This window comes from Aequorivita viscosa (assembly GCF_900106795.1).
Classification (GTDB): Bacteria; Bacteroidota; Bacteroidia; order Flavobacteriales; family Flavobacteriaceae; genus Aequorivita; species Aequorivita viscosa.
In genome coordinates, this window is record NZ_FNNS01000025.1 from 37,100 (window position 1) to 52,366 (window position 15,267).

At 32.0% G+C, this 15,267-nt stretch carries 8 protein-coding genes and 1 pseudogene; 7 read left to right on the top strand and 2 right to left on the bottom strand.

What is annotated here, in order from left to right; translation table 11 throughout:
* Positions 1 to 62 precede the first annotated feature (62 nt).
* Both BLW28_RS13165 and BLW28_RS13170 read right to left on the bottom strand, forming a co-directional pair.
* Complete coding sequence (locus BLW28_RS13165) at positions 63 to 1,226, bottom strand: FecR family protein (RefSeq protein WP_073220971.1); 1,164 nt, start codon at positions 1,224 to 1,226, stop codon at positions 63 to 65.
* Positions 1,227 to 1,716: 490 nt separating this feature from the next.
* Entirely contained in the window at positions 1,717 to 2,259 is a 543-nt protein-coding gene (locus BLW28_RS13170; RefSeq protein WP_073220973.1) for an RNA polymerase sigma-70 factor, read from the bottom strand.
* A gap of 404 nt (positions 2,260 to 2,663) precedes the next feature.
* Between BLW28_RS13170 and BLW28_RS13175 the strand changes: the two genes are divergently transcribed.
* The 7 genes and pseudogenes from BLW28_RS13175 to BLW28_RS13205 all read left to right on the top strand — a co-directional run.
* Positions 2,664 to 2,906, top strand: coding sequence for a helix-turn-helix domain-containing protein (locus BLW28_RS13175; RefSeq protein WP_073220976.1), 243 nt, complete (start codon positions 2,664 to 2,666; stop codon positions 2,904 to 2,906).
* A gap of 211 nt (positions 2,907 to 3,117) precedes the next feature.
* Entirely contained in the window at positions 3,118 to 9,576 is a 6,459-nt protein-coding gene (locus BLW28_RS13180; protein ID WP_073220979.1) for a P-loop NTPase family protein, read from the top strand.
* Entirely contained in the window at positions 9,530 to 10,213 is a 684-nt protein-coding gene (locus BLW28_RS13185) for a hypothetical protein (protein ID WP_073220981.1), read from the top strand. Before BLW28_RS13180 ends, BLW28_RS13185 begins: the two co-directional genes overlap by 47 nt.
* Positions 10,214 to 10,400: 187 nt before the next feature.
* A complete protein-coding gene (locus BLW28_RS13190) occupies positions 10,401 to 12,140 on the top strand; it encodes a hypothetical protein (protein ID WP_073220984.1) in 1,740 nt (579 codons plus the stop codon).
* Between the two features lie 120 nt (positions 12,141 to 12,260).
* On the top strand, positions 12,261 to 14,240 hold the full coding sequence (locus BLW28_RS13195) for a P-loop NTPase fold protein (protein ID WP_073220987.1): 1,980 nt from the start codon (positions 12,261 to 12,263) through the stop codon (positions 14,238 to 14,240).
* A 23-nt stretch (positions 14,241 to 14,263) separates the two neighbouring features.
* Positions 14,264 to 14,443 (top strand): hypothetical protein, encoded by a 180-nt coding sequence (locus BLW28_RS13200; protein ID WP_073220990.1) that lies wholly within the window; start codon positions 14,264 to 14,266, stop codon positions 14,441 to 14,443.
* Positions 14,444 to 14,584: 141 nt separating this feature from the next.
* Positions 14,585 to 15,267, top strand: a pseudogene (locus tag BLW28_RS13205) (transposase); the annotation flags it as partial.

Here is a 15,267-nt window from a genome sequence, read left to right on the forward strand (position 1 = left end):
TATTCCAATTATTATGGGAGTTGAGTTTTTTACTTTCCAGGTAGTGGCTCTTCTCCCTTTTTTTATCTAATGGTAACGGTGTTGTTTTTTATCTCATAGGCGTCTATACTGTTAGTGTTTTTGATTCCGTTCAATATTGCTTCAATTGTTTGCTTTTTACTTAATAGGCCGCTGAATTTTACCTTTTCCAACTCGGAGGAGTGGAAGGAAATCTGTACGTCATACCATCTGGCCAAGACTTGCATAATCTCTTTAAGTGGTTTGTCCTTAAAATAGAAATATCCCCTAATCCATGCGGTGTCGTAATTTACATCGACCTGATATTTTGACAATTGGCCTGAGCTTAAGTCCAAAACGGATTGCTCACTAGGATTGAGATAAGCTTGTTTGCCATTTGCCATAATTTGTACCTTTCCCTCTACCAAGGTGGTATATATTTTTGCATCCTCTCCATAAGCCTTAAGGTTAAATTCCGTACCAATTACTTCCACCTCCTGCTCTTGCGCAATAATCTTGAAGGCATCTCCTTGATGCTTGGTGCTAGGTGAAACATCCAAATAAACTTCTCCATATATTAGTTCTACGGTCCGGGTTTTTCCTGGCTGGAAAGCCACGGGGTATTTTATCTTTGTTTCGGCATTCAACCATATTTTGGTGCCATCGGCGAGTGTTAGTTGATATTGGCCGCCTCTTGGCACCGACAAATAATTAAAGACGGTATGTAATTGAGTATTGATCTGATTGTATTCCAACCTGTCGCCTTTGGTTTGGGCGATCTTGTTTTTGAAAGGAGTCTCAGGGCTTAATGCTACTTGTGTACCGTCTTCTAGGGTTAAGATAGCCTTATCTGTTCCTGGTTCAATGGCTACCTGCATTGAAGCTTCTTGCCTAGATTGTTGAATGTGGTTGTAGGTGAAATATGAGATAGAAAACAATAACAAGGCTATGGCGGCCACTCTATATAGCTTAGGCAGTAGGGTTCTTGTGGGTTTTCTTTTGGATTTTTGTAATCTGTTGGCCACTTTTTCCCAGTCGTTGTCAATATCTATTTCCGCTAGTTTGAGTTGTTGTTCCTGGATATTTTCCTCAGAGAGATTTTTCTCAATACGGTTTTTGGCTTCCTTACTTAGGAATTCAGCCTCATTAAGGGCTGCGGTTTTTTCTCCTTTGGAAAGGCTTTTGGCCAATTTGTTTGCCAGGGCAAATAGACGGTCGTGGATTGTCATTGTGGTTTCTTTGTACCTCTATAACAATGGAAGGGAGAATGTGTCTAAAAAAATATTGGAAAAATTAATGAGGAGGTACGAAGTTCGAGGTACGTGGTACGAAGTTTTGATATACGAAGTTCGATGTACGAAGTTCGAGATACGAAGGCTGAAAGAGTTGTTACCCTTCGAAATTGCGAATTGCGTTTACTATCAGCGCTTGTTTTTTACATCCTGTTGTGAGCCTACGGGAAGAAGAAGTGTAGGACGTGTCTATTATTGAACGTAAGTAATACTTTTCACTACTTAATAAACAAACTGAATAATAAGCGTCTAAAAATAAATTGGAAAAATTGAATTTGATTTCTTAGTGTTTGACCTAATTTATCAGTTTATTTTCTTCGTTTACCCCGTCCCTAAAGGGAGCGAAGAAAATAAACTTCATCCCTGTCAAGAACGTAACAGGCTGTTGATTAGTCAAATATATTAAGTTGGGCAATACATTGCGTATTTATAAAAATGAAAGAAAATATTTTATAGGGGCCAATAGACCTTTAAGTTTTTGATAGGCCAGGCTTTTTTGGGTCCTTACGGTACTGGGGGTGATGTTTAGTTCTTCGGCGATTTCGTTAGTGGTATAGTTGTTTAGTGAAAGGGAAATTACTTTAGCAGCTTTTTTTGGTAGGGTGTCTATGGCCTTATATAGTTGGGCATTGATTTCTGCCGAAACCAGTTCGGCGAAAAAATAATCCTCCGACTGTTGGAGTTCAATCTCTAAGGGAGCAGCATTGGCGATTGTTTTATAATGCTTGCTTTTTAAGTAGTTGAGGCAGTGGTTTTTGACGGTGGTATAAAAGTAGGCTTTGGTAGTGTTGGGGTTGGTAAATACTGGTTGCTTCTCCCATATTTTTATAAAAACCTCCTGGACGATATCTTTGGAAGTATCCATATCGTTGAGGTATTTATTGGCGAATAGGCAAAGGGGCGGGTAGAGGGTCTCAAAAAGTGACTTGTACCCCTCCAAATTCTTTGGATGTGATAAATACCTAGGCATAGCATTGCGGTTTAAAGGGAATCATTTTCCCAGCGCTATCGGCACCGTTTTACCTTAAAAAAAAGCTGTTGAATCAAGCTAAACCTCAATAACTATTTGGTTTAATAACCCATAGAAAAAAGCAGGCGCGGAACTCAACTTATTGTACTAGAGGTACTGGTATACCGTGCAACAATAAGAGAGCCCACGCCCGGGTCGTGAGCAATCTGCTTATCGTCTCGTTGCACAAAAATTACCAGTTTTCTAGTACGAGATTCAAAGCGAAAGCTTCTAATTTTTTGCTCTTAGAAGAATCGCAAATATATGTTATTGTTACAAATATAGTAAAAGTTTCCTTATGTGGTATCCTGATGCTACAATTTTTTAATCCATTTATTTGATATTCCTTTTTTAATACAGCTTTAATGGAGGATAATCAGAAAAGAACTATTTTATGCACCCTTGGTGAGAACATCAAGAAATACCGGGAATCTAAGGGTTTTAGTTATAGAGAATTAGCACAATTATGTGATGTTGACCACAGCCAGATAAGTAAAATTGAAAAAGGACAGATAAGTTTAGAAGTGATTACTTTATGTGATATAGCCAATGGTCTTGGAGTGCATCCTAAGGATTTGTTGGATATTGAGTTCAATATCCAACAATAAATTATTACATATCCGTCAGAATCCAATACCTTTCCAAAAGTTTTCCTTCATCAAAAGTAATTAAGTATAAAATCCTATTCTCTAGAACATTACACTCTACTTTATTAAGATATTTACTCGTGATTAATTAATAGTAAAAATATACTATAAATGGCACGGCTTTAAATATTCAGTATGTGAAGTTTGTATATTTACTGAAATTATATTTTAAATGTCTATTAAGAAAACAATTCCAGATGCAGATTTATCAAGTGCCGGTGATGATTTTCATATTCTATGGGCTATCAAAAAGTCTCTTGATTTATTGAATTTTGATGAAAGAGGATTACAAGCCGTAACAATTGAGGGTGTCGAGGAGAACGCCTCAAAAAAATTAGACCCTTATGGAGAAAAGTTTTTAGGGATAGACCTTACCGAATATTATGGGGGTAAGGATTTTAAAAGTGCAGACACAATTTGTATATCTCAATTAAAATATAGTACAAGGCGAGCAGATGAGAATTTTACATACTCTAAACTTTATAATGGTAAGAAATCTTATAAAGGGTCTATTATTCATCGATTAGCAACAACGTTTAAAGCATTTTTAGACGAATACGGAAGAGATGAAGTAATTAGAAAAACAACTATAAAGTTAGTCAGTAATAGAAGCATAAATTCTAACCACTTAAATCAAATTAATAAACTACAAGGATTTCTACGTAAAAATAAAAGGCCTCTAAGCTTCAACACTGCTTTAAAAAATTTTCCTGATATATCAAGAGATTCATTTGATAAATTGAGAAATGCTTCGGACTTGAATTTAGTAGATTATACGGATTTTATAAGACTACTTGATTTTGAAGATTGTGGAACGAATTCGAGACAGGTATTAGAATTTGAGTTAATAAAATCTATATCCGAAACAGGCATAAAATCGCGCAATCAATTCAATTCATTGTTTCAAATGATTTGGAGAAAAATGATGCCCGAAAGTGAAGGAGAAAGGACAATAACCTTGATTGATGTAGTCGCTAATTATGGGTTTAGTAGTATTGAGAACCTTTTTCCAGTGTCTCAAAATTTTGAGGAAAGTCCAAATGCAGTAAAAAGAGGACAGTTAGATGAAATAATTTCTCTTATTGGAGGCAATACCACCTATTTGCCAATCTGTATTCACGGTGGAGCAGGTATAGGTAAATCAACTATTATCCATCAAGTTAAAAATAAACTTCCTGAATATTCAGAATGTATTTTATTTGATTGCTATGGTGCAGGTAAGTATCAGAATCCAGAGGATAAAAGGCATTTACATAGGAAAGCCATTACACAATTAGCAAATGAATTAGCTAAGAATGTCGGAGCGGACTTTCTGCTTATTCAGAATGAGTCTGATGATGTTTATTTAACTGAGTTCATTAAAAGAATAAAGAGAGGTGTAGAAATTTTAAGAAACAGAAATCCTCTTGCTTCTCTTGTATTTATTATAGATGCAGCCGACAATAGTATTACGGCAGCCCGGAATAATGGAGAAAAGAGTTTTGTCGAAGACCTCATGAATATAGAAATTCCAGAAGGATGTCATTTTATTGTAACATCAAGAACGTATCGAAAAGACTCACTTCTCCTACCAGATAAATATCTTGATATTGAATTAAAACCATTTAGTTTAGATGAAACAACTTTATTTATAAAAAAGAGTTTTCCTGATATCACAGATGAAGAAATTTTGGAATTTCATAAATATACAAAGGGCATTCCACGTGTTCAATTCTATTCATTAGACCTTAGAGAGCAGGGGATAAATGAAATTATAAACTATCTTAAACCAAATGGAAAGACCGTAGAAGATTTGATTTTAGACAAGATTGAACAAGCCATTATTAGAATAGGAAAAGATAAAAGACCTCTTGTCGGGGAGTTTTTTAAATTATTAATTTCTCTTCCAAGACCAGTTCCTATTGAATACCTATCAGAAATATTAAATGTTGAAATAAGTTTCTTAAGCGACCTTTCGTTTGATATTTGGAACGGTCTAATTTTAGAAGATGGTTTGTTGCGTTTTAGAGACGAGGACTTCGAGAATTATGTAAAGCAAACCTATCAAAGCACGAAGGAAGAATTAAAACAAATAGCTAAGTTATTCTTAAATAAAGCAAAAACAGATGAGTATGCCTCAATTAATTTAGGAAGTCTTCTGTTTACTGCCGACTATAAAAATGAATTAGTTGAAATAGTTCTAAAGAGAGAATTATTAGAGTTTCCAAAAGACACTATACGAAATAAAGAAGTTTATGCCAATAGAACTAAGTTGGCTTTAAAAGTAAGTAAGGATGTTCAAGATAGTCTAACCTATTTCAAATTGTTATTTATTGCAGCAGAGGAATCTAAAACAGATAAGGCTCTTACACAATTATTGATAGGTTATCCCGACTTAGTCTCTAGATTTGGAGATGAAATTTCATTATCCAGACTTAAGTTAAAATCAAATGAAAAGCCTTGGGGCGGTTCATTTCATTTAAAATTAGCAGGAATATATTCACGTAGAGTAGAAAACAAAGAGATAGCTTTAAAACACCTAAAAACAGCCCACGAATGGATTAACTGGAGAAGGTCGAAAAAGGACGAAGAGTTAAGAGACTATACTATAGAAACTATTGATATAGCTTATGAAGCGGAGGCTGTTTTAAGAATATTTGGTACTGAAAAGGCTATTGAAACAATTAATAGATGGAGACCAAAAGAGATTAGACTTTCCGTAGGCAATTATTTGGTTGAAAATATTATTAGCTATTCTAAAAATGAAGAAATTAATTCGTGGTTGAAATACCCAAAGTTTCGTTTAGTTTCTCAAGTATTCATGATTTGCAAATCCTTTCAATATGGCATTCCTATAAATTACGGCATCAATTCTATTGCCATTCGTTTAGCAAATGTATTGCCAAGAGTTCAAACTGAATTCAAAGAAAATTTCAAGCAGTTAATTATACAATTCTGTGGAATATTAGCATATCATAAAATTGATGCAGAGATTATACTTGGTGTTTTGGCAGAAATAAAAACCAAGCCATTAGAAAGGATTCCATATTTCTACAATAGTTATTCTGATAAAGATGAAGAAAAGGTAATGAGCAACTTTTTGACTAAGGAAACTCTAATACTTTCACTAAATGAAGAAGAAGCCGATTTAGAAAATTTCTACCCAGAGAAGTTTAATGATATAGACAAGATTAAAGACTATGAGAAGAGAAATTCTTTAGAAAGGGATAAAAAGGAATTTACAGGATTTTATAAATATGCCATTGCTATCTTTCAACTACATTCCGATATTTTAACTGGAAGAATTGATAAAAAAGTTTGCTTGGCGAAATTTCAGAGTATTTGCAGCAAAATTCATAAAGATTATGATTTCAAATATCAGAATAGACATTGGTCAAATGATCGGCTAATATTTTTATCAGGAAAATTAACTGAAATTGCGTTAATATTTCAAGATACCTTTAAACTAATAGATTTAATAATTAGTTCATTCGACAGTAAAACTGATAAATTAAGGCTTCGGTTTGAAGTGCTAAATAAAATAATCTTACAGAAAGATTTACTTAAGATTTCATATAAATTAATAGACGAATCTGACAAAATAATTAAGGCTTCAGATATATCAGCTAAAGAAATTACTGATAATTATATTAAATGTCTGCTTTTGAGTAGTAAAATAGATGGTTCATTTGGTCAATATTTCTTTGACGAAGCAATAAAAGCAACTTCTGAGATTGACTACGAGGCATTCACTCAAATTTTATCTATATACTATTTATCAGGAACAGGAATAACAAAACCGAATCCTAAATTAGCTTACGAGTATGCTCGTTTTATTGAATATTGTGATGTGAAGTTGGGCTATTATGATAAAAAGCACTTTCCATATTTAGAAGGATTGTTAGGTATTGGTAATATTGACACTTCCTCAATGTTTGCAACAATATGCAGATGGCATCATAGAAATATTGTTTCTATTGGTAGAAGAATAAATTCTCTAACCAAGAGAGCGTTGGAAAAGGGATATATTGACCATATTGTTTCATCGTCTTTACTCCCTTTAAAAATAAATTACAATTATGAAGAATTGGAGCAATTATATAAGCTACTCATTCAGAAGTTTGATGAGACAAGTAACTCAGAAGCTAAAGACACATTCATAAAAGAGGAGTTTCGCAACCTACAATTTGATAAGGACAAACACTTCGTGAGAAAGATTTATGATGAAATAAAGTCTGGAAAATTCATTGATAAAAGCACAGTATCTGAAATCAAAAATTATATAGATTTTTTAGATTCTCTTGAAAACAAAAAAGAGGAAAATTCAAATATAGGTAATTTTAATAAAGAAGACTTTCAGCACAATATTGATTTATCAGCAATAGATATTTCCTCAACAAAAGAATTGGAAAAAGCAATTGATTCTATTATTGTAAATAATGCTGATAGCTACAATCATCGTTGGAATATTGAAAATTTTCTCTCAGATATTGTAGATAAATGTACTCCGAATGAATATATCCAGTTCCTAAACGCTTTAGTAGATGTCAATGAGAAATTACTTGATTTTCACACATTCGAAAATATTATAAAAAAAACCATTGAAGAATGGGCTTATTATCCCGATATAAAAAAGTGGAAGCAAGAAAAATTTGAATATATCTTATTAATCAAACTTCAATACTTTGATTATGGTAATACGTTAAGCATTTGGTCTATAAAGCAATTTGCTAATTTATTTTCTATTAATGCCAACCAACTGGCAGATGTTATGATAGAAATTTTGCCTCAAAAAATAGACTTACTTTCAGGCGAATCAATTTATAGTTCCTTTGAATTGATTAAAAACAAACTCACACCAAACGAAAATGAAGAATTGTTAGAGTGGGTTTTTGAAAGATGGAATAATAAGATTAAGCCTGATTTTGCGGATGGTGCTTGGTGTGATGAACTAACACCTCCAACAGATAGTAATCAGAGCATAGCTTATTTTTTGAGATTTCTTTTAGGTTATCCAGACAAAAAAATACGATGGAGAGCAATTCATTCTATTAGAAGATTAGCGAAACTCAATAATGCTGAAATACTTGAAGTCTTACTGGAAAAGCAAAATGAAAAAAACTGCTTTCCGTTTCAGAATAAAGACTATATCTATTATTGGATGTCTGCAAAGTTGTACTTATGGATAGCAATAGAAAGAATTTCTCTCGAAAACCCTAATATTCTTACTCAATTTAAAGATGTCTTTTATAATAATTTGATGGATGAGGATTTACCTCACGTACTTATAAGACAATACATTAAGAAGACCTGCTTAAATCTTTACACGATTGACAACACTATTTTTTCTAAAGTTGAGTTCCAAAATATTAAAAGTATTAATGTCACTAAATTGGGTTATGTAGAAGAAAAAAAATATGATAGGAAACAAAGAAGGTATTCGAATAAATTTCAAAATGAATGGCAATTCCATTTTAATGCTTTAGATACTTTACCTTATTGGTATAGTAATATTGGAGATGTTTTTAACTTATCCCAATTTGATGTTGCTGATATTGCAGATAAAATTATAACTCAGGAATGGGGCATTACCGGAGATGTTAACGAAGGTGATTTTATTAGAGATCAATTGAGTGAAAGAGAGTGGTATTTAACACGAAATGATCATGGAAGTAATCCTAAAATTGAAGATTTATCAATATATTTTGAGTACCATGCAATGTATTGTGCAGCTAATTTTTTATTAGAAAACGAACCTTTACTTGAAACTGATTATTGGGATAGCTGGGAGCATTGGTTAAATTCAGAAGGTAACGCTTTTGATAATTTTTGGATATCAGATTTGAGAGACCCTATACCTCTTAAATTAGAATATTGGAAAAACAATTTTGAAAAATTTGATGTGGAGTGGAGAGATAATATCTCTGAAGAGTATTTTGATAAATGTATCGGTTTTCTGAGTGAAAAAAATAATAAATGGTTAATCGTTGGTGGAGGAACAACAAAATATTTTGGGGTTAATCAAGAGTCTATAAGTGTAAAGTCCAGTTTAGTATCCAAAAAGGGTGCTGAAGCTCTACTTCGCGCATTACAAACAGCTAAAGATAGTTATGATTATTCAAATCCTTATGAAGAAGTTGATGAGGATGAATACGATAAAAAAACAATTGATGAAAACGGATTTTGCATAAAAGGATGGTTGATTGATGTTACCAGTAGATATGAAGGACTTGATTCACATGATTCTTTATATAATAAAACTTCAAAAGGATATATTAAGTTTGGTAATATAGTTCATAAATATTTTAAAATTCAATATGATAATTTTTACAAAAATGGCTATTTAGAAACTCAACCAATCAGCCTATTTGAAAATTGGAATGAAATTTCAGATGAAGATTTGCGGTATCGAAAATATAATAGAGATATAGAATCCTCTGGAAGCCTTTTTAAAGTGAAAAGCAACTTCATATTAAGTCTTTTGAAAACCCTAGATAAATCCTTATTGATAAGGTGTATAGTTGAAAGACAACTTGAAGAGCGGAAATATCGAGAAAGGTATGGGGACAATAGTAACCAAGTTAAATTATATTTAATAAAGTCAGATGGAACAGTTAAAACACTCCGAGGAAGAGATTATAAAATTGGGTAAAAAGCTAATAAAGGAATTAGATTTAGAATACTCCTCAAATATTTTAGCAAGATGGATGTCTCACTATCTGGCTGAATTAATACAGAACATTGATAACACAGTGTCAGGAGAAAAAAAGAAGTTATTACAAAAAGAATGTTGTGATATAATTTTAAAAATATGGTCTAATAAGGAAAACTTACCGATAAGAAAGCCATTGGAGGACCTAAAACCTGTGATGGAAGTTTTACAAGTGTTAAAAGAGAAAAAAGAGGTAAGTATATTACCCCGCTGGATTGAATACAATTCTTTCCCTCGTGATAATGAATGGGCATCCTTTGTCGATCTTGTTAAAAATAATTCTGAAAAAATCTTTAATAAAGTTGTTCAAATGAATTTACACAAAGATATTCTGTATAAAGACGAAGAGTGGATAAAAGAAAACAAGGCTTTTCTTAGCAAAGAACAAATAGGTTTTATTGAACTCATTGATATTATGAATAAAAGTAATCTTGAAAAAAGTGTTGTTGATTTGAATGATTTTGAGATGTCAGATGACAATTTGCATAGAATAAAATTCATCTTCGATGATTTGGAAAAACTGATTAATGAACAAAAGGAAAAATTATTAGAAATAAAAAGGAATTACATAGATTAATTTTTTTGAGAATAATCCTTTAACAACACATTTGTTCATTGTAGGACTATGACCTTTGTAAGTAATTATCCATAAACGTTTTTCAATTGGTTAAAGCAAATTCTATATCTTGGTTAATATTTTTTAGGTTATAATTGCTTAAGGAGTTTGAAAATTAAATATGAAGAAATGAAAGAATATTAGATAGATGGCCACCAGTACAATATATACCTTAAACAACTTTTACGAGAATCTTAAAAATGATAGATTAAGTTCTACGGATGCAAAAAAGGTGAATGATTCTGTAAGAATAGATGCAACAAATCTAACTTGGAAAACAAGGAGTTTATATTATGTTTTCTTTGAAGAAACAGTTGAGGTAACTGACGTCGATATTAATCTCGGATTGCATTTCGTAGGGTGTACTTTTAATAAGGGAATTGTTTTCAATAATGTAAAGAATACTGGTTTGCCTAAAGCGGATGAGGACAATAATGAAGGTGTTTATTTTCTTAACTGCAAAGCACAATATATTTCTTTTCAAAATGGGTGCGATATTAAGAGAGGGGTTGGGATATATGGTAAATGTGAAATTCAACAACTTGTCCTATTGCAAAGCAAAATTGATAATGGGGGCATAAAGATCAAGGAAAGTTCCATATCTATATTATTTGACATATCAAATTGCATTTTTCCCGTAAGAATTGATAACTCTGAAATTAATACTTTCCGTGTGGAAACTTTAACCGGGGATATTACGCTTATTAATACAAAATTTTCAGACTGGGTAAAATTTTGGAATATTGAATGTCCAAATAGTCTTACACTAAACAACAATACTTTTAAACAGGACTTTGATGTAAGAGCGAGTAGGTTAAAAGGATTTTTTATTCATGGCGATACCTTTCATAGAAAAGGGAAGTTTGAAAACCGAGATGATTCCGGGAATAATTTCGATACTTTTCTAAACGAAATTTACATTACAGAGGCAAATTTTATAGAGGGTTTTGAGTTTGATGGAATGAGCAGGAAGCTTAAAAAATTAACTTTACGAATGTCTCCTAATTTCCAAGGCGTTCTAAGAATAATTGGCTGGAAAATCCACGAAACTTGGATAACGGGAATAAACCAAAATTTAAAACTCATTTTGAAAAGAATTGATTTTAAAAGAATCATGATTAATGATTTTTCAAATTTTGGCGTAATCAGTTTTGATGAATGTAATGCAGACAATAATAATTTTAGTAGTGAAGATGATCCTGATAGCTCCTTTCACGTTTCTAATAGTAGTTTAAGTAACACGAGATTTTCAGAATTTGATTTTGACAGTTTTGATTTTATAAGTTTTACAAATGCTTCCTTAGATGGTATAGAAGCATCTAATGTAAGATGGTTTTCAGAAGATAAACTTCAAATCAATGGAGACAGACCACAAAACGAAATTGGTTTTCGCAGAAGCAGAGAAATTTATAGACAAATTAAACAATCATTAAAATCTAAGGGAAACCAAATTGACAGTTTGATTTTTCAGGCAAGAGAAATGCGGGCCTATCGAAATGAATTAAAAAAATCTGGCAATTATGGTCTTTCAGATAAAATAATAATGACGGTAAGTCAATCTAATAGCTATGGGGTAAATTGGTTGAAACCTTTGGGATGGATTATTATTATAACATTTTTCACGTACATAATATGTTTGCCAATGTTTTCTGAAAATATGGTTTATGATAGTTCCGCTGATTTTGTTTCTTGTGAGAAGTTCTATAATGAATTTATAATCAAATTACCTGCATTTGCTCAGATGTTTAATCCAGTAAGGAAATTTTCAATAACTTATGGAGAAAACGCTACTACAGCTTTGTACTTTTTGGATTTGCTGCACAGAGCAATATTGGGAATTTTAATTTTTCAACTAATTAGAGCGTTTAGGAGGCTTTCAAATAAATAGTAAACTTTATGAGATAGACCTAAATTATTTTTTATCCTTTAATGTAGCGATTATTTCATTTCGGAGATCTTGAAGTCTCTTTTTAAAATTGGTGATTTATTTTAATAAATTTTAATTGATATGGGATTTTTTTCAAAAAGAAGTAAACAACCAGAAGTAATACCTGAAGTAGATATGGATGATCATATATTTATAGATGATGTTATTCTGCCCCAAGAATCTAGCATAAGTGAGGCCATAATGAATCACTTAAAAATGAAAACAAGTGGGGCATTATTACTCACTGGAGATTGGGGCGCTGGTAAGACTTACCATATTAAAAATACAGTTTTTCCAATCATATCTCAAAAAACTTCTTTTACTCCTATAATGGTTTCACTTTATGGTGTTACCAATATTAATACAGTTGCTCAAAAAGTATTGTTTGCTTATCTGGATGATAAAGGAAAAAACATTAAGTTATCTACAGGAGCGATTACCAAAAACTTAAAACATCTAATTGAGGCTGTCCCCATTCTTAAAAACTATGTTGATATAGAAAAAGTTTTAGTTGGATCAGGAGATAATATTTTTTCATTTCTTCCAAATAAAGAATTAGTATTATTTTTTGATGATATTGAAAGAATGGGTAAAAATATTACTACAGACGATTTTCTTGGTATAATAAATAATTTGATTGAAAATAGGGGAATTAAAGTGATATTAATTGCCAATGAAGAAAAGATTGAAGGTGGAATTAACTATAAGGAAAAAACCATAGAAAAAACCTTGCATTATAGTCCTGATATATCAGAGGTATATGATAGTATAGTAAATTCCTATGATGATGGAGATTTCAAATCATATCTTAGGGAGAATAAAGCAGAAATTTTAAAACCACTTAATTTTATAGTAGATGAAACTGAAAATGAAGAATTAAGAAAGTCCTTTTCAAATATTAGGACTTTGAAATTTGCAATTGAACATTTTAAATATTCTTTTGAAATTGTTAATAGAACTAATCGAACAGAATTAATCAGTACCGAGCTAAAAAACCTTTGGTATTTTACCCTAGCTGTTTCTACTGAGTTTAGAAAGCCAAATAACATAACATTTAAGGATAGAAAAGGAATTGATAATTTATTTAATTTATTCATCGACATTGATGAATTAATAAATTCTAATAGTAGGGTTTCTGATATATCAACACCCGATTTTTCAGATGAATTTAAAAACTTATATTTTAATAGGCACAATGAGCCCTATCATTTCTATGAAGAAGTTTACAATTTAATAACTGCGGGAAAATTGATTCAATCAGAAAAATTATTAGAAAATCTTGAAACTAGTTTTAAAGTAGTTGAAGGAGAAATTGAGCCCTCACAAAGATTACTTAATAGATTTATGCACGGATATTACAAATTTTCAAATGAAGAAATTTCAAATGCTTTAAATGATCTTTTTGATTTTGTTAAAAATGGCGAATTTTCTGATTTAATATCGCAAATGAATGCTGGTGTTTATTTAATAAAGATGAAAGAATTATTAGGAAAAAAAAAGGAAGAGGTGATAACGGTTTTAAAACAAGGAGCGGATATTATTTTGTCAAAAATTAATTTGACATATTTAATGAAAAGTCAACTTGAAATGGTTGCTAGTGATTTTTCAAGTCGAGAATTGGATGATGTCGTCCAATATATACAGGAAAGAATTATAGTCCTTGACAAACAAAAAGATAAAGAAGAAATTAAAAAACTAGAACAAGATTTTGAACAAAATCTCCTTGTTCTAATTCAAAAATTTAAGGGAAATCAAGAGGGTATAAGAAATCCTGACAAACCAGTTTTTCATTTTTTTGATAAAGAAATTGTTAAAAAGTCTATTAAAAACTGGAGCCCTGAGGAATTAATGATGCTCTCGGAATTGTTGAAATATAGATATCTCAAAACTGGTTTTCCTAATTACCTTGTTGAAGAGCTACTTTTCTTAGAAAATTTACATGAAGGCATTTCAGAAATAGACTTACAAGAAATTAAGCTTTCAAATAAGATTATTAAGGAGCAACTGATTCCATCAATTGAAAAATCAGTTGAACGATTGGAATATGAAAACAGAGAATAAAACAATTCAAAAAGTAATTTTAAATGGAAGATGACTTAAATAAAATTCAATTGTCTAAAAGTTCTCGAAACAGTGAATTAGAAACTATTTCTCGTGTGAGGTTTCTTCCATTGTTTTCACCTGAAATGTTTGTGCTGAAAACCGAGATTGTTGATAATGGAATAGATTTCAGAATAGAAATAATAAATAATAAGGGTATATGAGGATTTGGATGTAATTTTCAATTAAAGAGTAGAGTAGCCATTGAACAAAACAATGATGGTTCCTTTAGTAAGTCTATGTAAGCTTCCCTTTAAACCGAACTGTTTAAAAGTAGAATAATTATCTTAATTTTAAACAGTATTATGAGACGAAGTAAATTTTCACCACAACAGATTGCAAAGATTTTAAAAGAGTTCGACAATGGAAAGAGTGTCGACCAGATCAGCCGTGAGCACGGGGTCAGCCCCGCCACTTTCTATAAGTGGCGTTCCAGATATGCCGGAATGAACTCCAAGGAGCTCAAGCGCCTCAAGGAGCTAGAGGAAGAGAATCGCAAGCTCAAGCAGATGTATGCCACTCTGGCCCTTGACCACCAGATGGCCAAGGAGATCATCGAAAAAAAGCTTTAAAGCCCTGCAGGAAGCGAACCATTGCCAAAGAACTTATCCATTACGGCATCAGTAGGGCGTGCCGTGTACTTAACATGAGTAAGAGCGTTTATTATTATAAACCTTTGCCCAAGGATGACAGCGAGATAGAACACGCCTTGCAGCAAAAGGCAAAGGAACATTCAGAAGAAGGCTTTTGGAAGGCCTATGACCGGTTACGCGAAGAAGGTAAGCCTTGGAATCACAAACGTGTACATCGCGTTTATGTAGCATTAGGACTTCCATTGAGAAGGAAGGTTAAGAAGCGTTTGCCAGCGAGAGTTAAAGAGCCTTTAGAGATGCCCAATGAACTGAACCATACTTGGAGTATGGATTTTGTAACAGATGTCTTAGAAAACAAGAGACGCTTTAGGGCCTTTAATATCATTGATGATTTT

Coding starts and splice junctions, on each gene's coding strand:
- BLW28_RS13170 (WP_073220973.1), bottom strand. CDS start 2,259: ATGCCTAGGTATTTATCACATCCAAAGAATTTGGAGGGGTACAAGTCA.
- BLW28_RS13185 (WP_073220981.1), top strand. CDS start 9,530: ATGGAACAGTTAAAACACTCCGAGGAAGAGATTATAAAATTGGGTAAA.
- BLW28_RS13180 (WP_073220979.1), top strand. CDS start 3,118: ATGTCTATTAAGAAAACAATTCCAGATGCAGATTTATCAAGTGCCGGT.
- BLW28_RS13175 (WP_073220976.1), top strand. CDS start 2,664: ATGGAGGATAATCAGAAAAGAACTATTTTATGCACCCTTGGTGAGAAC.
- BLW28_RS13200 (WP_073220990.1), top strand. CDS start 14,264: ATGGAAGATGACTTAAATAAAATTCAATTGTCTAAAAGTTCTCGAAAC.
- BLW28_RS13190 (WP_073220984.1), top strand. CDS start 10,401: ATGGCCACCAGTACAATATATACCTTAAACAACTTTTACGAGAATCTT.
- BLW28_RS13165 (WP_073220971.1), bottom strand. CDS start 1,226: ATGACAATCCACGACCGTCTATTTGCCCTGGCAAACAAATTGGCCAAA.
- BLW28_RS13195 (WP_073220987.1), top strand. CDS start 12,261: ATGGGATTTTTTTCAAAAAGAAGTAAACAACCAGAAGTAATACCTGAA.